This is a genomic window from Streptomyces sp. H39-S7 (assembly GCF_027158205.1).
Taxonomy (GTDB): domain Bacteria; phylum Actinomycetota; class Actinomycetes; order Streptomycetales; family Streptomycetaceae; genus Actinacidiphila.
In genome coordinates this window covers 36431-53066 of record NZ_JAPVLU010000045.1, presented here as the reverse complement: position 1 = coordinate 53066, position 16636 = coordinate 36431, and the positions used below count along the sequence as shown (strand labels likewise).

Annotated in this window: 14 protein-coding genes; 6 read left to right on the top strand and 8 right to left on the bottom strand. The window is 74.7% G+C overall.

Annotated features, from left to right (window positions below; all coding sequences use genetic code 11):
- The first annotated feature begins 56 nt into the window (after nt 1-56).
- A complete protein-coding gene (locus O3X23_RS33540) occupies nt 57-683 on the top strand; it encodes a YigZ family protein (protein WP_269276236.1) in 627 nt (208 codons plus the stop codon).
- Nucleotides 684-699: 16 nt separating this feature from the next.
- Here the strand turns inward: O3X23_RS33540 and O3X23_RS33535 are convergent, their stop codons facing one another.
- On the bottom strand, nt 700-1551 hold the full coding sequence (locus O3X23_RS33535; RefSeq protein WP_269276234.1) for a GNAT family N-acetyltransferase: 852 nt from the start codon (nt 1549-1551) through the stop codon (nt 700-702).
- 254 nt (nt 1552-1805) lie between these two features.
- Between O3X23_RS33535 and O3X23_RS33530 the strand changes: the two genes are divergently transcribed.
- Nucleotides 1806-2963, top strand: a complete 1158-nt coding sequence (locus O3X23_RS33530; protein ID WP_269276232.1) for an exonuclease SbcCD subunit D — start codon at nt 1806-1808, stop codon at nt 2961-2963.
- Nucleotides 2964-2966: 3 nt separating this feature from the next.
- A complete protein-coding gene (locus tag O3X23_RS33525) occupies nt 2967-6002 on the top strand; it encodes an AAA family ATPase (RefSeq protein WP_269276231.1) in 3036 nt (1011 codons plus the stop codon).
- Here the strand turns inward: O3X23_RS33525 and O3X23_RS33520 are convergent.
- A complete protein-coding gene (locus O3X23_RS33520) occupies nt 5992-6438 on the bottom strand; it encodes an Lrp/AsnC family transcriptional regulator (protein ID WP_269276229.1) in 447 nt (148 codons plus the stop codon). The two genes, O3X23_RS33525 and O3X23_RS33520, sit on opposite strands and share 11 nt — an antisense overlap.
- 93 nt (nt 6439-6531) lie before the next feature.
- Between O3X23_RS33520 and O3X23_RS33515 the strand changes: the two genes are divergently transcribed.
- Both O3X23_RS33515 and O3X23_RS33510 read left to right on the top strand, forming a co-directional pair.
- Entirely contained in the window at nt 6532-7011 is a 480-nt protein-coding gene (locus O3X23_RS33515; RefSeq protein WP_269276227.1) for a rhodanese-like domain-containing protein, read from the top strand.
- Nucleotides 7012-7069: 58 nt separating this feature from the next.
- Entirely contained in the window at nt 7070-7315 is a 246-nt protein-coding gene (locus tag O3X23_RS33510; protein ID WP_269276226.1) for a hypothetical protein, read from the top strand.
- Nucleotides 7316-7325: 10 nt separating this feature from the next.
- On the opposite strand, the gene O3X23_RS33505 is transcribed toward O3X23_RS33510, so the two are convergent.
- Both O3X23_RS33505 and O3X23_RS33500 read right to left on the bottom strand, forming a co-directional pair.
- The gene (locus O3X23_RS33505; protein ID WP_269276224.1) at nt 7326-7856 is read right to left on the bottom strand and encodes a YbaK/EbsC family protein; all 531 of its coding nucleotides are present in this window, start codon (nt 7854-7856) and stop codon (nt 7326-7328) included.
- Between the two features lie 20 nt (nt 7857-7876).
- Nucleotides 7877-8449, bottom strand: coding sequence for an XRE family transcriptional regulator (locus O3X23_RS33500; protein ID WP_269276223.1), 573 nt, complete (start codon nt 8447-8449; stop codon nt 7877-7879).
- Nucleotides 8450-8545: 96 nt separating this feature from the next.
- Between O3X23_RS33500 and O3X23_RS33495 the strand changes: the two genes are divergently transcribed.
- The gene (locus O3X23_RS33495; RefSeq protein ID WP_269276221.1) at nt 8546-9409 is read left to right on the top strand and encodes an EamA family transporter; all 864 of its coding nucleotides are present in this window, start codon (nt 8546-8548) and stop codon (nt 9407-9409) included.
- Between the two features lie 12 nt (nt 9410-9421).
- On the opposite strand, the gene O3X23_RS33490 is transcribed toward O3X23_RS33495, so the two are convergent.
- The 4 genes from O3X23_RS33490 to O3X23_RS33475 all read right to left on the bottom strand — a co-directional run.
- Entirely contained in the window at nt 9422-10186 is a 765-nt protein-coding gene (locus tag O3X23_RS33490) for an acyltransferase (protein WP_269276219.1), read from the bottom strand.
- Nucleotides 10187-10279: 93 nt separating this feature from the next.
- Nucleotides 10280-13201, bottom strand: coding sequence for a condensation domain-containing protein (locus O3X23_RS33485; RefSeq protein ID WP_269276218.1), 2922 nt, complete (start codon nt 13199-13201; stop codon nt 10280-10282).
- A complete protein-coding gene (locus O3X23_RS33480) occupies nt 13191-14981 on the bottom strand; it encodes a non-ribosomal peptide synthetase (RefSeq protein ID WP_269276217.1) in 1791 nt (596 codons plus the stop codon). The genes O3X23_RS33485 and O3X23_RS33480 overlap by 11 nt, the downstream gene beginning before the upstream one ends.
- 49 nt (nt 14982-15030) lie before the next feature.
- Nucleotides 15031-16636 (bottom strand): non-ribosomal peptide synthetase (locus O3X23_RS33475; protein WP_269276216.1); only part of this gene is annotated, 1606 nt, incomplete at its 5' end.

Sequence of the window (16636 nt, the reverse complement as noted above, 5' to 3'; positions counted from 1 at the left end):
CTGGTCAACGAGCGGGACACCCCGCTGATTCCCGGTGGGCGGCATAGGGTGGCCGGATGGTTGACCGGTATCTGACGGTGGGGCGCGAAGGCGTGCACGAGAGCGAGATCAAACGCTCGCGCTTCGTGTGCGCGCTGGCGCCCGCGAGCAGCGAGCCGGCCGCGCAGGCGTTCATCCAGCGGATCCGCAAGGAGAACCCGGGCGCGACCCACAACTGCTTCGCGTACGTCATCGGCGCCGAGGGCCGCGTCCACAAGGCGAGCGACGACGGCGAACCCGGCGGCACCGCGGGCACGCCCATGCTGCAGGTGCTGCTGCGCCGCGAGGTGCGGGACGTCGTCGCCGTCGTCACCCGCTACTACGGCGGGATCCAGCTCGGGGCGGGCGGGCTGGTGCGCGCCTACGGCGGCGCCGTGTCCGCCGCCCTCGACGACCTGGGCACCGTCGAACGCCGGCGCCTCGCGCTGCTGACCGTCGCCGTGGACCACCAGCGGGCGGGCAAGCTGGAGAACGACCTGCGGTCGGCCGGGCGGACGGTGCGCGGCGTGCGGTACGGCGCCGATGTGAGGATCGACGTCGCGCTGCCCGAGTCCGGCGTGGCGGCGTTCCGCTCCTGGGTCGCCGACAGCACCTCCGGTGCCGCCACGGTGGAGGCCGGCGGCACCGAATTCGTGGACGTGTAGACCTCCCGCGATCCGGTCAGCCCAGTTCGAGGCTGGTGACGCCGTACATCCCGGCCTGATCGGTCCGCGGCGTCGGTCCGGTGTACATCCGGGCGGTCTCGAAGGACGGCACCAGGCCGAGCTCTTCCATCAGCCGCACCGCCGGCTTGTTCCCGTCGGGCACGTCGACCGAGACCGGCTCGCCCGGCACCGTCGCCGCCAGCGTGCCCACCAGGGCGCCCGCCACCTCCGGCGAGTCCGCGTGGACCGGCCCGATGCGCGAGGCCCCGCGGCAGGCGCGCAGCACGGCGAGTCCCCGCAGCTCCCCGTCGCGCACCGCGGCCAGTGCGGTGCGCTGCGGCGCCGCGATCCAGGTGGCGAGGAAACTGTCGCGGGGCGCCGGGAAGAACCGGCGGTCGTAGGCGGCCAGTTGATCGAAGGGCAGCGTGCGGGCGTCGACCAGGGTGACGCCCGGGGGCGCCGGGACGTCCGTGGCGACGGGCGTTCCCTCGTAGCGGATGTTGTTCCAGGCGGAGCGGAATCCGGACTTGCGGTAGTTGTCCTGCTGGGCCACCACCCCGTCGAGCCCGACGTTGCGCCCGGCGAGCCGCTCCATGCCGGCGCGCCAGAGCTGGATGCCGTAGCCCCGGCCGCGGAGCTCGGGCCTGGTGATGTAGAAGCCGAGGAAGCCGAAATCGGTTCCGTACCGGACGACGGAGACGCAGGCGGCCGGCTCACCGTCGAGGCGCCCGATCAGGAACCCGTGCGGATCGGCCGCGAGGAACGCGGCGCCGTCGGTGCGGCCCGGGTTCCACCCCTCCGCGGCGGCCCACTCCGCCATCAGCCCGATGTCGGCGGCGCTGGCGACCGTGATCTCGAATGTCGGCACTTGTCACTCCCGGGGCTTCGGCGGCGGGGCGGCGCGTCCGGTACTGATCCGCCCCAGGCGTGATCGTTTCGCAACGGACCGGATCGCGGCAATACCGCGCGCTGTCCGGTCCGCCGCGGATGACAAACTGAGGTCCGTGGTGGATGAGGGGCGGCCGGGCGCTAGCGTGGTCGGTGCCGACAGCCGGACCTTTTGCTGCCTCGGCGCTGGTTCTGGGGTGGAGGAGAATTAAACGTGCAGGTCGGAGCGCCATCGTGAGACTTCTGCACACCTCCGACTGGCATCTGGGGCGATCGTTCCACCGGGAGAGCCTGCTCTCCGCGCAGGCGGCCTTCCTCGACCACCTCGTCAGCACGGTCCGCGGCGAGGGCGTCGACGCGGTGCTCGTCGCCGGAGACATCTACGACCGGGCGGTGCCGCCGCTGGCCGCCGTCGAGCTCTTCGACGACGCCCTGCACCGGCTGGCCGACCTCGGGGTCCCGACGGTGATGATCTCCGGGAACCACGACTCGGCCCGGCGGCTGGGCGTCGGTGCCGGGCTCATGGGCCGCGCCGGCATCCACCTGCGCACCGACCCGGCGGGCTGCGCGATCCCCGTCGTCCTGCCGGACGCCGCGGGCGACACCGTGCTGTACGGGCTGCCGTACCTCGAACCGGCTCTGGTCCGTGCGGAGTTCGGCGCCGAACGGGCCGACCACACCGCCGTCCTGGGGGCAGCGATGGACCGGGTCCGCGCCGATCTCGCCACCCGCCCGGCCGGTACCCGCTCGGTGGTGCTGGCCCACGCCTTCGTCACCGGCGGCGCGCCGAGCGACAGCGAGCGCGACATCACCGCGGGCGGGGTGGAGGCCGTGCCCGCCGAGATCTTCGCGGGCGTGGACTATGTGGCGCTCGGCCATCTGCACGGCTGCCAGACGATCACCGAACGCGTCCGGTACTCCGGCTCGCCGCTGGCGTACTCCTTCTCCGAGGAGCGGCACCGCAAGACCATGTGGCTGGTCGACCTCGGCCCGGACGGCGCCGTGACCGCCGAGCGCGTCGACTGCCCGGTGCCGCGCCCGATCGCCCGGATCCGCGGCCATCTCGACGACCTGCTCGCCGATCCGGCGCTGGAGGCCCACGAGGACGCCTGGGTCGAGGCCACCCTCACCGACGCGCTGCGCCCGCCGGAACCCATGGCGGCCCTGGCCAAGCGCTTCCCGCACGTGCTCAGCCTGGCCTTCGATCCCGAGAACTCCGGCACCGACCCGGCGGTCTCCTACGCCCAGCGCCTGCGCGGCAGGACCGACCAGCAGATCGCCGAGGACTTCGTGGCCCACGTCCGGGGCTCGGGTCCCGACGGGCGGGAGCGGACGGTACTGCGCGAGGCCCTGGACGCGGTGCGCGCGCACCACGCGAGGACGGAAACGTAAGCGATGCGTCTGCACCGGCTCGACCTCACCGCCTTCGGCCCCTTCGCCGGCACCGAGAGCGTCGACTTCGACGACCTGTCCTCGGCCGGACTGTTCCTCCTGCACGGCGCGACCGGCGCCGGCAAGACCTCCATCCTGGACGGCGTCTGCTTCGCCCTGTACGGCGACGTCCCCGGCAGCCGCCCGGCCAGCCGGCTGCGCAGCGACCACGCCGACGCCGCCCTCAGCACCGAGGTCGTCCTCGAACTGCACGTCGGCGGACGGCACTTGGAGATCACCCGGCGGCCCGAACAGCAGCGCCCGAAGAAGCGCGGCTCCGGCACGACGCAGGAGAAGGCCGTCACGCTGCTGCGCGAGCGCACCGACGGCCGGTGGCGGGCGCTGTCCAAGTCCCACCAGGAGATCGGCGAGGAACTCAAGCAGCTGATCGGGATGAGCCGGGAGCAGTTCTGCCAGGTGGTGCTGTTGCCGCAGGGCCAGTTCGCCAACTTCCTGCGGGCCACCGCCGCCGAGCGCGGCGCCCTGCTGGGCCGGCTCTTCGACACCGGCAGGTTCAAGGCCGTGGAGGAGTGGCTCAAGGAGCGCCGCCGCGCGGCAGAGCAGCGGATCCTCACCGGCGACCAGGAACTGGACAACCTCGCCGGACGCCTCGCCCAGGCGGCGGGCCCGGCGGCGGAGCCGTTGGACGCCTGGCTTCCCGAGGACGTGACGGCGCGCGCTTCGGCGGGCCACTCCGACCTGGCCGCGCCGATCCTGCAGTGGGCGGCCGTGCTGCGCTCCACCGCGCGCGAGCGCCACACCATCGCGGTGAGCGCGCTGGAACTGGCCGAGCAGGCACACCTCCGGGCCCGCGACGAGGCCGGCGCCGTCCAGGAACTGCACGGGCTGCAGCAGCGCCACGCCGCCGCCCGCCGCCGGGCGGACGACATCGCCGGGGCCCGGGGGGAACGTGACGGGCAGCGCGCCCGGCTGGAGCGGGCGCATCGCGCCTCCGGCGTCGAGTCGGCCCTGGAACTGCGCGAGAAGGCCGCGGCCCAGCACCAGCAGGCGCTCGCCGCCCGCCGCACCGCGCGCGCCGAACTCCCCGCCGAACTCGCCGAGGCCGCCGCCGAACAGCTCACCGCGACGGCCAACCAGTTGCGCGAGGAGCTCGGATCACTCGCCGAGGCCGGGGACCTGGAGCAGCGCGCCGCCGAACTGAGCTCCCGCCGCGGCCGGTTGGAGGCCGAGGCACGCGGCGACGAGGAGGCCGTGCAGGAGGCCGACGGCTGGCTGGAGGGCTGGGAGGCGGCGCGGCTGCGGCTGCAGCGGCGCGTCGACGACGCGCAGGCCGCCGCGGCCCGCGTCGGAACGCTGGACGCCGAACGCGACCAGGCCGGCCACCGCCTGGACGCGGCCCGGGAGCGGGACCGCTACGCCCGCGCCGTGACCGTGGCCGAGGACCGGCACCGCGCCGCCCGGGACCGGGCAGCCGACACCCGCGAGGCCTGGCAGGACGCCCGCGAGGCGCGGATCGCGGGCATCGCCGCCGAGCTGGCCGCCGCCCTGCTGCCCGGCGAGAACTGCCGGGTGTGCGGCTCGGCCGAACACCCCGATCCGGCCCGCGCCTCCGACCGGCAGGTCACCCGCGAGGACGAGGACGCCGCGCACGCCGCCTACCAGAACGCGTCCGCCGCGCAGAGCGAGGTGCACGACGAGCTGAGCCGTGCGCAGGCCGGGCGGGACGCGGCCCTGGCAGCGGCCGGCGACACCCCGGTAGCCGAACTGGAGGCCACGTACACCGCCCTGGAGAGCGCATACGCGCTCACGGTACGCGCCGCCGCCGACACCCACGCCGCCCGCGAGGCGCTGGCCGAGGCCGAACGGGAACGCGACCGCCGCACCGCGGAGCGGCACGAGGCGCTGAGCCGGGCCGCGGCGCGCACCTCGCGGCGCGAGGAGCTCGACGAGCAGTACGAACGGGTCGCCGAGCGGCTGCAGCGGGCGCGCGGCGGCTTCGCGACCGTGGCCGCCCGCAGGTCGCAACTGGCCCGGCGCGTCGAGCTGCTGGCAGCGGCCGCGCAGGCCGTCGACCGGGAGCACGACGGCGCGCAGCGGCTCAAGGAGACCGACGCGGCGCTGTCGGACGCCGCGTTCCGCGCGGGATTCGACACCCCCGCCGACGCGGCCCGCGCCCTGTACCCGCCGGAGCGCCGGCTGCGGCTGGAGCACCTCGTGGCGCAGTGGCGCGACGAGGAGGCCGCCGTCACCGCCGATCTGGCCGCACCCGGACCCGCGGCCGCCGCCGCACTGCCGCCCGCCGACCCCGCGCGGGCCCGGGCCGCCGTCGACGCCACCACCGCGCGGCTGCGCGAGGCGGCCGCGGCGCACGCCGCCGCGCAGACCCACGGCGCCGATCTCGACCGGCTCGGGGCGCAGGCCGCCGCGAAGGCCGCGGAACTCGCCCCGGCCCGCGCCGAGTACGCCCGCATCCGGCGGCTGGCGGACCTGTCGGCCGGCACCTCCACCGAGAACCAGCTGAAGATGGAACTGGAGACCTACGTGCTGGCCGCCCGCCTGGAGCAGGTCGCCGCAGCCGCCAGCGTCCGGCTGCAGCGCATGTCGTCGGGCCGCTACACCCTGGTCCACAGCGACGCCCGGAGCGCCGGCCGCTCGCGCTCCGGTCTCGGGCTGATGGCCGTCGACGCCTGGACGGGCATCGCGCGCGACACCGCCACCCTGTCGGGCGGCGAGACCTTCTCCGCCTCCCTGGCGCTGGCGCTCGGCCTCGCGGACGTGGTCACCGACGAGGCGGGCGGCACACGGCTGGACACGCTCTTCATCGACGAGGGCTTCGGCAGCCTCGACGAACAGACCCTGGACGAAGTGCTGGACGTCCTGGACGCGCTGCGGGAACGGGACCGCGCGGTCGGCATCGTCAGCCACGTCGCCGACCTGCGGCAGCGGATCCCCGCCCAACTGCGCGTCATAAAAGGGCAGTCGGGCTCCACGGTCGCCCAGGGGCCGTCCGGGCGGAGTGCCGCGCGGGTCACAAAGTGAGCGGGCGGCGGGACAGCGGCGAGGAGTAGACGATGCTGGTGGTGACCGAGCCGAGCCCCGAGATCCGGCCGGCGGTCTCCTCCAGGTGCCGCATCGAGCGCGCCGCCACCTTCATGACGAAGCAGTCGTCGCCCGTGACGTGGTGCGCCTCCAGGATCTCCGGCGTCGACGCCAGCAGGTCGCGGAACGGCTTGTAGTTGCCGGTCGGATAGCGCAGCCGCACCAGGGCCAGGATCGGCAGACCGATCCGGTCATGGTCGATGACCGCCGAATAACCGGTGATCACCCCGGACTCCTCCAGCCGGCGGACCCGCTCGGTCACCGCGCTCGGCGACATCGCGACGGCACGCGCCAGCTCGGCGTAACTGGCCCGGCCGTCGCGCTGCAGGGCTTCCAGGATGCGCCAGTCGGTGGCGTCAAGGGTTTCAGCGGTCATGACCGCTGTCTAGCAGGGGACCCACGGCCGAACAAGAAAAGCGCCGGGAAATGCCACTTCAAGGCTCCGACCGGAATCCGTAGATTTCTGGCCATGACACAGCTGATCGTTTCCGAGAACCCCGTCCTCCGCGTCCCGCCCGCCGCGCCCGCCACGGCAGCCGCCTACTTCGCCGCCTCCCTGGTCTTCCACACCGACGTGTCGGACGTGGCGGCCGGCCTGCGGGCGGACAGCCCCGGCTTCGTCGTCGTCGACTCCCGCAGCACCGAATCGTGGGACCAGGGCCACGTGCCGGGAGCGGTCCACCTGCCGACCGCCCAGATCCCCCATCTCGCCGACGAGTTCCTGGACCGCGAGGTCCCCGTCGTCGTCTACTGCTGGGGCCCCGGCTGCAACGGCGCCACCCGCGCCGCCCACGCCCTGGCCACCCTCGGCTACCAGGTCAAGGAAATGCTCGGCGGCATGGAGTACTGGATCCGCGAAGGCTTCCCCTTCGAAACACCCGAGGGCCCCACCCACCGCGACGCGGACCCCCTCGTCGCCCCGACAGGCACCGACGACTGCGGCTGCTGACCGGGCGCCCGGCCCCTCCCGACGCGCCATACCAAGGCTCGGCGCCTACCGTGGCCGGGTGAGCAAGGATCGCAAGCCTCCGCCGCCGCCCTTCGGGCTGGACGAGAAGACCTACGCCGAGTTGTGGTTCTACGCGCTGCCGGTGCTCGGCTTCGGGTTGGGGCTCGTGGTGTTCGTGCTGCTGCTCGGGGTGTTGCCCGACAACTGGTGGGGGGCTGTGGTGGCCGCCGTGGCCGGAGTGGGGCTCGCCGTGGGCGTGGTGCGCGCGGGGCGGCGGTTGCACCGGTATCTGCACCGGCCCTGAGGGGGCTCGCTCAGATGCCGAGGCCCTCCAGGACGACCGCGCCCGGGAGGGCGGCGAGGGTTTTGCCCGACACGATCAGTTTGCCGCGCCGGGCGCCGCTGCCGATGACCAGGTGCGGGGCGTCGACGACGGCCGCGTCGATGAGCAGCGGCCAGTCGGCGGGCAGGCCGACGGGGGTGATGCCGCCGTACTCCATGCCGGTCGCGCCGGTCGCGGCATCCATCGCGGCGAACGAGGCCTTGCGGGCGCCGAGATGGCGCCGGACCACGCCGTTGACGTCGACGCGGGTGGTCGAGAGCACCAGGCAGGCGGCGAGGGTGACGTCCTGGCCGCGCTTGCCCGCGACGACCACGCAGTTCGCCGAGGCGTCCACCAGATCGGCTCCGTAGGTCTCGACGAAGACGGCCGTGTCGGCCTTCTCAGGGTCGGTGTCGACGTAGAGCATGTCGGCGGTCACGGCGGCGGCCACCGGAGCGGGGAGCAGGTCGAGCCGCTCGGTGGCGGGGTGGGCTTCGTCGAAATTGCCGATGGGTGCGCGCATACCCGAAAACGTAACAGGCGCTAACGGGGCGGCGGGACGGCGATCGCCAGCGTCATCTCGGCCGGGACGGTTCCCGCGTTGTGATAGCCGTGCGGCACATGGGCGTCGAAGCTCGCGGTGGTCCCGGCCGGGACGCGGTACTCCTGACCTTCGACGACGAGCGTCAGCTCGCCCGCGTCCACCCGGATCAGCTCGGCGCTGCCGGGCGGGTGGGAGTCGGAGTCGTGGCCCTCGCCGGGCATGAGCCGCCAGGACCACAGTTCGAGCGGGCCGGGTGCTTCCGTTCCGGCCTGGAGCGTGCCGTAGCTGCCGCCCGGGGTGCTCCACAGCGGGACGGCGCGGTCGGCGGGGACCAGCCGGACCTGGGGGCTGTCGGCGTAGTCAAGGAGGTTGGCGATACTGATGCCGACGGCGTCGGCGATGCGGACCACGGTCCCGATGCTGGGGTTGGTCCTGGCCTGTTCGATCTGGATGATCATGCCGCGGCTGACGCCCGCGCGGGCGGCGAGCGCGTCGAGGCTGTATCCGCGCTCCTGCCGCAGCCGTTTGACGTTGCGGGCGAGCGACTGGGCGACGATCTCGAGGTCCGGCACGCTTCCATCCAATATTATGAATGACAGAGTTCACTATGCTGCACTACGGTGTGGTGCACCAACACGTTCACCACACTGTACTGCGAGGAAAGTCCCATGACAGCGGTTCTCGCGCTCGCCACCAGCCTGCTCTGGGGGCTGGCCGACTTCGGCGGCGGCCTGCTCACCCGCCGGCTGCCGGCGCTGGTCGTGGTCGTCGCCTCGCAGATCGCCGCCGCGCTCGTCCTCGGTGTCATCGTCGTGGCCACCGGCGCCTGGAGCGAGATCGGCCCGCAACTCTGGTACGCGGTCGCCGCCGGCATCGTCGGGCCGATCGCGATGATCTGCTTCTACAAGGCCCTCGCCCAGGGCCCGATGGGGGTGGTCTCCCCGCTGGCCTCCATCGGCGTCGTCATCCCGCTCGGTGTCGGGCTGGCGCTCGGCGAGCGTCCCGGGCTGCTGCAGTACGGCGGGATCGCGGTGGCCGTCGTCGGGGTCGTCCTGGCCGGCGGCCCGCAGCTGCGCGGCGCGCCCGTGCAGCGCCAGACAGTACTTCTCACCCTCGTCGCCGCCTTCGGCTTCGGCGCGGTCTTCGCGCTCATCGCCGAGGCGTCCTCGACGATCACCGGGCTGTTCCTCGCGCTCTTCGTCCAGCGGGTGTGCAACTCGCTGGTCGGCGGCGCCGCGCTGGTCGTGGCGGTACGGCGTGACCCGGCCTCCGCTCCGGAGGGCGGCATGGCAGCGGTGTGGTCCGTGATGCCCTCGCTCACCCTGGTCGGCCTCGCGGACGTCGCGGCGAACGGCACGTACTCACTGGCCGCCCAGCACGGCCCGGTCACCGTCGCCGCGGTGCTCGCCTCGCTCTACCCGGTGGTGACGGCACTCGCCGCCCGCGGTTTCCTCAAGGAACGGCTGCTCGCGATCCAGGCCGCGGGCGCGGGACTGGCGATGGCCGGCACCATCCTGCTCGCGGCGGGGTGACACGAGAAGGACCTACACCGCGGGATCCGCGGCCCTGTCCGCCTCGTCCTCGACTCCCGCGAGTGCCATCAGCTGCTCGGGGGTGATCCCCTCCGGTATCGGGACGGGCGGCGGCGTCCGGAGCGGGGGCTGCCATCCGGTCGCCGGGTCCCAGCGGCGCACGATCCTGGCGGGAGCGCCCGCGACCACCGCGTGATCGGGCACGTCGCCCCGTACCACCGCGCCCGCCGCGACCACCACGTTGCGGCCCAGCCGCGCCCCGGGCAGGATCACCGCTCCCGTGCCCAGCCAGCTCCCGGAACCGATCTCGACGGGCTCCGAGCGTGGCCACTGCTTGCCGACCGGCTCGTGCGGATCGTCGTAGGAGTGGTTGTCGCTGGTGACGTACACATAGGGCCCGGCGAAGATGTTGTCGCCGAAGACCACCGGCGCCGAGGCCACCACATGGCTGCCCCGGCCGAGCACCACACCGTTGCCCAGCCGCAGGACCGGATCGGGACCGAGGTCCAGGTCCGGCATCATGCCCGCGGTGAGGGTCACCTGCTCCCCCACCACGCAGTGCTCCCCGATCTCGATCCACTGCTCCCCGAAGACCGTGCCCAGCGGGAACGCCAGCCGCGAGCCCGTGCCGAAGCTGCGGAAACGGTACGGGCCGGGGCGCTGCGCGGTCACCGCGCCCGCGTTCTGCACCCACCGCCATCCGCGGTGGACCAGACGCGAGGCGGTGCGGCGGCGCCAGGCCGCCGCGGAGGAGAACACGTTCTCGTTCTTCGGCACGGGATCACCGTATACGGTGCCGCGCGGTAGCGAAGTGACGGACGTGACGGACGGGTGGGGGAGCCGCGTCGGCGGCCGCGGCTCCCCCGGATCTCAGCGCCCGGCGGAGCCGGTCATCGCCGCGAGCACCGAGCGCCAGTCCTCGCCGGGCCGCTCGTCCAGCGCGGTGGCCAGCCGACCCGACCCGTAGTGCCAGCGGTGGTCGAGGTCCGGGTGGACCCGGTCGATGAGCCGGATGCCGCTGTCGCTGCCGAGGAGCCGGGTCAGCTCGGCGGCCAGCTCCGGCCAGGCGACGTGGCCGCTCACCGCGTTGGCCACACCGTGCACGGGGCTCTCCAGGCAGTCGCCGATCGCACGCGCCAGCGCCTGCGCGTGGACCCAGGGCGCGCCGTACCAGGCGTGTTCCGCGGTCCCCGGCCGCGGCAGCTCGATCGGCTCCCCGGCGAGGGCCGCCTGGTAGAGCAGCCCGGTCGCGCCCCAGCGCAGCTGGTCGCGCAGCCGGTCGTGCGGGCCCCAGACGATGGGCGAGCGGACCACGCTCGCCCCGCCCCGCCCGCCGGTGCCCGCCGCTCGCATGAGCAGGTGCTCGCAGTCGAGCTTGGCCTGCCCGTAGGCGCTCAGCGGCCGTGCGGACGGCGCTTCCTCGGCCACCCGCGGGCCCGCGGGCCGGCCGTAGGCGTCCACGCTGCTGACGAAGACGAACGGGCCGCGGTTCCAGGCCTCCACCATCGCGGCCATCGCCGCCACGTCCACCTCGGGACGGGTGAAGGTGCAGGCGGCGTGGATCACCGCGTCCGCCCTCCCGACGGCCGCGCGCAGCCCGTCCAGATCGGTCAGGTCGCCCTCGACGACCTCCACGCCCTCCCCCGCGACCAGGTGCGCCGACTCGGGCCGGGACAGCGCCAGCACCGGCCGCCCCCTGGCGGCCAGTTCCCGCAGGACGAAGGCGCCGACACCGCCGGTGCCGCCGGTCACCAGGACCGTGCCCTCCCGCGCCCGCCGGGTCCCGGACGCCGAACTGGCGGACGCCGGACTGCCGGACGCCCGGGTGGCGGTGGCGGTCGCGGCCAGCCGTTCCCGTTCCGTCTCCCGCGCGTCGAGCAGCGCCGCGATCGCCCGCGGCGTGCGGTGCTCCATGACGTCCAGGCCGGTCAGCGGCAGCGCGAGTCCGGTGCGCAGGCGCTCGGCGAGCTGCACGGCGATCAGCGAGTGGCCCCCGAGTACGAAGAAGTCGTCGTCGGGCCCGGGGGTGCGGCCCAGCAGCGTCGCGAAGGCCGCCGTCACCGCTTCGGCGCGGACCCCGCGTGGCGCGGGGGCGGCCGGGGCGCCGGGCAGCCGTGCCGTGTCCAGGGTGCCGTCGGCGGTGCGGGGCATCGCGTCCAGCAGGGTCACCGCGGCCGGGACGAGGTCGCGGTCCAGGCCGGACCGCAGATCTGAGCGGAGTTCGGCGGGCGAGGGGCCCCCGGTCCCGCGCAGGACGGCGTACGCCAGCAGGGGTCCGCCCGCCGGGGCCGGCACCGCGGCGTCGGCGACCAACGGGTGGGCGCGCAGCAGCACTTCCGCCGGGTGGCTGTCGAGATCACCGGTAGCGGCCGGGGAGACCGGCAGCCGGGACAGCCGCAGTTCCGGGTCGGCGGCGACCGCGGTCAGCAGCCCGGCGAAGTCGTCCGCCAGCCGCTCCCCCGCCGCGTCGTCGAGGGCGGCCCGCCCGTACTGGACCAGGCCTGCGGGACGGCCCGTGTCGGTCAGACCGAACGACAGGTCGAACTTGGCCTCGCCGACGGCCACGTCGACCGGCTCCGCGACCAGACCCGGCAACCGGAGCGCGGTGGGCTCGCCCAGGACATCGGCGGTGACCCGGACCAGCGGGGTGCCGTCGGCGTCCCGGGCGGCGGCACCGAGCCGCTCCAGGATCAGGTCGAACGGCACGTCACGGTACTGCTGGGCCTCCAGCAGCGCGTCCCGCACCCGGTCGACCACGGTTGCGAACGCCGGGTCGCCGGACAGGTCCACCCGGATGGGCAGGGTGTTGACGCACAGGCCGACCAGGTCGCGCATGGCGGCGCCCTCGCGGTGGGTGCCGGCGCAGCCGATCACCAGGTCGTCCTCGCCGGTGAAGCGGTGCAGGGCGGCGAAGGCGGCGGCGAGCGCCACGGTGAACAGCGTGGCCCGGTGCCGCTGCCCCAGCTCGCGCAGTGCGGGCAGCACCTCCGCGTCCAACGGCGCGCTGCGCACGGCGGCGGGCCGCGCGGCCAGGTCGCCGGCGGCCAGCGCGGGGCGGGGCAGCCGCGGCGGGACGGCGCCCGACAGTCGGCGCGTCCAGTGCGCGAGTCCGTCGTCGAGCCGGCCGGCCGCCGCGTGCTCGCGGGCCGCGAACGCGGCGTACTGCGGCGGCCGCGCCTTCTCGTACGGGCTCCCGCCGACGGCCGCCGCGTACAGCGCGGCCAGCTCTGCGGCCACGGTCTCCAAGGAGCCGCCGTCGATGCCGATGTGATGGAACGTCAGCAGAACGGTGTGGTCCTGCGGCCCGTGGCGCAGCGCCAGGGCGCGCGGAAGGGGTCCGGCGGCGAGGTCGAAGGGACGGCGCGCCTCCTCGGTCAGCGCGGCCGCACCATCACCCGCCACACCGTCGCCGGCGGCGGCGATCACCGGCACGGCGATCGTGTCCGGTGCGGGAAGCACCTTCTGGTACGGCTCGTCGCCGTGCTGCCCGTACCGCGTGCGCAGGATGTCGTGGCGGGCGACGAGCGCGGTCAGCGCGGTGCCCAGGGCGTCCAGGTCGAGCGGTCCGCGCAGCCGGGTGGCGAACGGCACGCTGTACAGGGCGCCGCCCTGGCCGAGCCGGTCCATCAGCCACATGCGGCGCTGGGCGTGGGACAGCGGCGTACGTCCCTGGACGAGGGTCTCGACGGGTTCGGGTTCGGGCACGGGACCGGCCGGACGGGCGCGGGCCCGGGCGCGGCGCAGCAACTCCTCCTGCAGGGCGGCGGAGGTGGGGTGGGTGTCAGTGGCCATCGGTGTCCTCCGGCGCGTCGGGGTGAAGATCGCTGTGGTTGGCCAGCAGGGTGCGTTCGACGAGCGCGGCATGGCCGGCCACGGTGGGAGCGGCGAAGAAGTCGGGCAGCGTCAGCGTCACCCCCAGCTCCTCGCGGAGGTCGTCCGTGACGATCAGGGCGAGGAGCGAGTGGCCGCCGTAGGCGATGAAATCGGCATCCGCCCGCGCGACTTCACAGCCCAGGGCGTTGCTCCAGATGTCGGCGACAGCCTGTTGCAAGGGGGTCAGCGGCTCGGCGCGGTCCTCGGTGACGGTGACGCCGCGCAGCTCGGCGAGCGCGCGGCGGTCGACCTTGCCGGACACCGTCAGCGGGAACCGTTCCACAAGCGTCAGCTCGTCCGGGACCAGATGCGCGGGCAGGTGGGCGGCGAGCCGGGTCCGCAGGGTCTCGGCACGGGGTACCGGGCCGGGCGCCGCCACCACGAAGGCGGCCAGGCGCGCGTCGCCCTCGGTGGGCCGCCGCACGGTGACGGCCGCGTCGTCCACCTCGGGCTGCTCGCGCAGCAGGTGCTCGATCTCGCCCGGCTCGATCCGGAAGCCGCGCACCTTGACCTGGTCGTCGGCGCGGCCGTGGAAGTCCAGCACGCCGTCCGCGCGGCGCGCGACCATATCGCCGGTGCGGTAGAGCCGGCCCAGCGAGCCATGCTCCACGAACCGCTCGGCGGTCAGCTCCGGTCGTCCCGCGTAGCCGTTCGCGAGACGGCTGCCGCCGATCCACAGGTCACCGCGCTCACCGTCCGCGACCGGCAGTCCCGCCTCGTCCAGCACATGGGCGGTGGCGCCCGCGAAGGGGCGGCCGATCGGCACCGGGCCGTCGCAGTCCGCGTCGGTGACGCGGTGGGTGGTGGCGAAGGTCGTCGTCTCGGTCGGGCCGTAGCCGTTGACCAGCTCCAGCCACGGGAAGGCGCGCAGCACCGCGCGGGCCTGCTGGGCGGCCATCGCCTCACCGCCCACGACGACGGAGCGCAACACCGAGAACAGCCGGGAGCGGCGGGCGGCGAGCTGGTGGAAGAGCGCGGTGGTGAAGAACGCGACGGTCACGCCGTACCGCTCGACGTGGTGCGCGAGGTCCTCGAACGAGGGCCGCTCGGTGGTGCACACCACGACGGACCCGCCGTTGGCGAGGGCCGCCCACACCTCGAAGGTGGAGGCGTCGAACGTCGTCGGTGAGTGGAACAGCACCCGGTCCCGCGCGGTGACCGTGACGTACCGCGGCTCGGTGACCAGTTCGGCGATGCCGCCGTGGGTGACGGCCACGCCCTTGGGCACGCCGGTGGAGCCCGAGGTGAACAGGACGAGCGCGGTCGCGTCCGGGCCCATGTCGGCGGCGGGCACGGGTGCTTCCCCGCCGAACCCGGACAGCGGGTCCTCGGGCAGCGCCAGCGTCGCTCCGGTTCCTGCGGCGGACGCGAGCAGCTTGCCGTCGCCGACGGTCAGTGTCGTCCCGGAGTCGGCGAGCATCGCCTCGATCCGCGGACGCGGGTGCGCCGGGTCGAGGGGAACGCAGGCGGCGCCCACCCACCACAGGGCGAGTTGCGCGACCACGGTACGGGCCGAGCGCGGCATCAGCAGCGCCACCCGGTCGCCGGGCCGGACCCCGTGGCCGTGCAGATGCGAGGCCAGGCAACGGGCGGAGGTCACGAGCTGCCGGTAGGTCAGTGTGGTGTCACCGTCGACCACCGCCAGGGCGTGCGGGGTCCGTTCGGCGTGCCGGGCCACCTGGGCGGGCAGGGCGGTCACGGGTTCTTCCTTCCGGTCGGTGGGATGCGGCGGGGAGGGGGTCGCCATCTCAGACCACCGCCGGTGACGTGGCCGCGCGGCGGCGGTCGAGCACGGCGGCCACCGAACGGAGGTCCGGCTGGCGCAGCACCTCGGGGGCGCGCAGCCGGGTGCCCGTCTCGCGCTCGAGGGCGGCCAGCAGCCGGGCGGCGGAGATCGACGTGCCGCCCAGCGAGGTGAAGTGGTCCTCCAGCGCGGCGTCCGGACGGTCGAGCAGGTCGCGGACCACCCGCAGCACGAGCTGTTCGCTGCCGGTCGCGGTGGCGTCGGGAGCGACGGTGTCGGGAACGAGGGCGTCGGGGGCCGCAAGGGTGGCGGAGGCTTCGCCTGCGAGCAGTGCGGCGCGGTCCACCTTGCCGTTGGCGTCCAGCGGGAAGGACTCGACGACGCGGACGGTCGCGGGCACCGCCTGCTCGGGCAGCCAGCCCCGCACCGCCGCCAGCAGCTCGTCCGCGGCCGGGGCGGCGCCTGCGGACGGCAGGACGAACGCCACCAGCCGGGTACGTCCGTCGGCCGAGCGGGGCGCGGTCACCACCGCGCCGCGCACCTGCGGGTTCTGCTCGAACGCGGCCTCCACCTCGGCCGGTTCGATCCGCACCCCGCTGATCTTCACCTGGTCGTCGAGTCGGCCGAGGAACTCCAGCCGCCCGTCCGCCAGCATCCGCACCCGGTCCCCGGTGCGGTAGAAGCGGTCCGCGCCCGGTGCGTCCAGCCCCGCGGGCGGGGCGGTGAAGCGCCGGGCCGTCAGCTCCGGGTCCAGGTAGCCGATCGCCAGGCAGGCGCCGCCGATGAGCAGTTCCCCCGTCTCGCCGCGGGCGGCCACGCCGCCGTCCGCGTCGGCGACGATCACCGTGGTGCCGGGGATGGGGAGGCCGATCGGCGGCGCGCTCACGTCGTCCGGCCGCTGATCGGTGGGCCGCATGGCGTGCGCGGTGGTGACGACGGTGGCCTCGGCCGGCCCGTACGCGTTGTGGACGGTGGCGGTCACGTCGGGGCCCGGCCCGCGCCGCAGCCGGTCGCCGCCGACGACGAGGTGGCGCAGCTCCAGGTCCTGCGGCCAGGGCCGGTCCAGGACCGGCTCCGCCATGGGGGTGGCCGCGACGCAGACGGTCACCGCGGCCTCGCGCCACCAGTCGGTGAGTTCGGCGGGGTCCCAGCGGACCGCGTCGGGAGCGGGCACCAGCGCGGCGCCCGACGTCAGGCCTGCCCACAGTTCCATGACGTGCGGGTCGAAGGCGACGCCGATCAGCAGGGACTGCCGGTCGCCGGGAACCAGACCGGTCTCGTCGCGGTACCAGTCCAGCAGGGCGGACAGCGCGGGCTCCGCCACCGCGAGCGCCTTGGGGCGGCCGGTGGAACCCGACGTCAGCACGGCGTAGAACGCCCGCGGCGGTGCCGGGCGGGCGCCGGCGGCGGGCGGCGCGAAGGCGGCGACGACCGTGGCGGCGGCGTTGGTCCCCTCGGCGGGCAGCGGCAGTTCGACCCGCTCGGCGGACCGGTGGCCGGTGGGCAGTACGGCGGGGTCGCCGATCAGGCAGACCACCGCGACGTCCTCGGTGACCGCGCCGATGCGGCGCTCTCCCGGACGGGGGCCCAGCGGCAGATAGACCGCGCCC

Coding starts and splice junctions, on each gene's coding strand:
- O3X23_RS33520 (WP_269276229.1), bottom strand. CDS start 6,438: ATGACCGCTGAAACCCTTGACGCCACCGACTGGCGCATCCTGGAAGCC.
- O3X23_RS33515 (WP_269276227.1), top strand. CDS start 6,532: ATGACACAGCTGATCGTTTCCGAGAACCCCGTCCTCCGCGTCCCGCCC.
- O3X23_RS33505 (WP_269276224.1), bottom strand. CDS start 7,856: ATGCGCGCACCCATCGGCAATTTCGACGAAGCCCACCCCGCCACCGAG.
- O3X23_RS33525 (WP_269276231.1), top strand. CDS start 2,967: ATGCGTCTGCACCGGCTCGACCTCACCGCCTTCGGCCCCTTCGCCGGC.
- O3X23_RS33540 (WP_269276236.1), top strand. CDS start 57: ATGGTTGACCGGTATCTGACGGTGGGGCGCGAAGGCGTGCACGAGAGC.
- O3X23_RS33495 (WP_269276221.1), top strand. CDS start 8,546: ATGACAGCGGTTCTCGCGCTCGCCACCAGCCTGCTCTGGGGGCTGGCC.
- O3X23_RS33485 (WP_269276218.1), bottom strand. CDS start 13,201: ATGGCCACTGACACCCACCCCACCTCCGCCGCCCTGCAGGAGGAGTTG.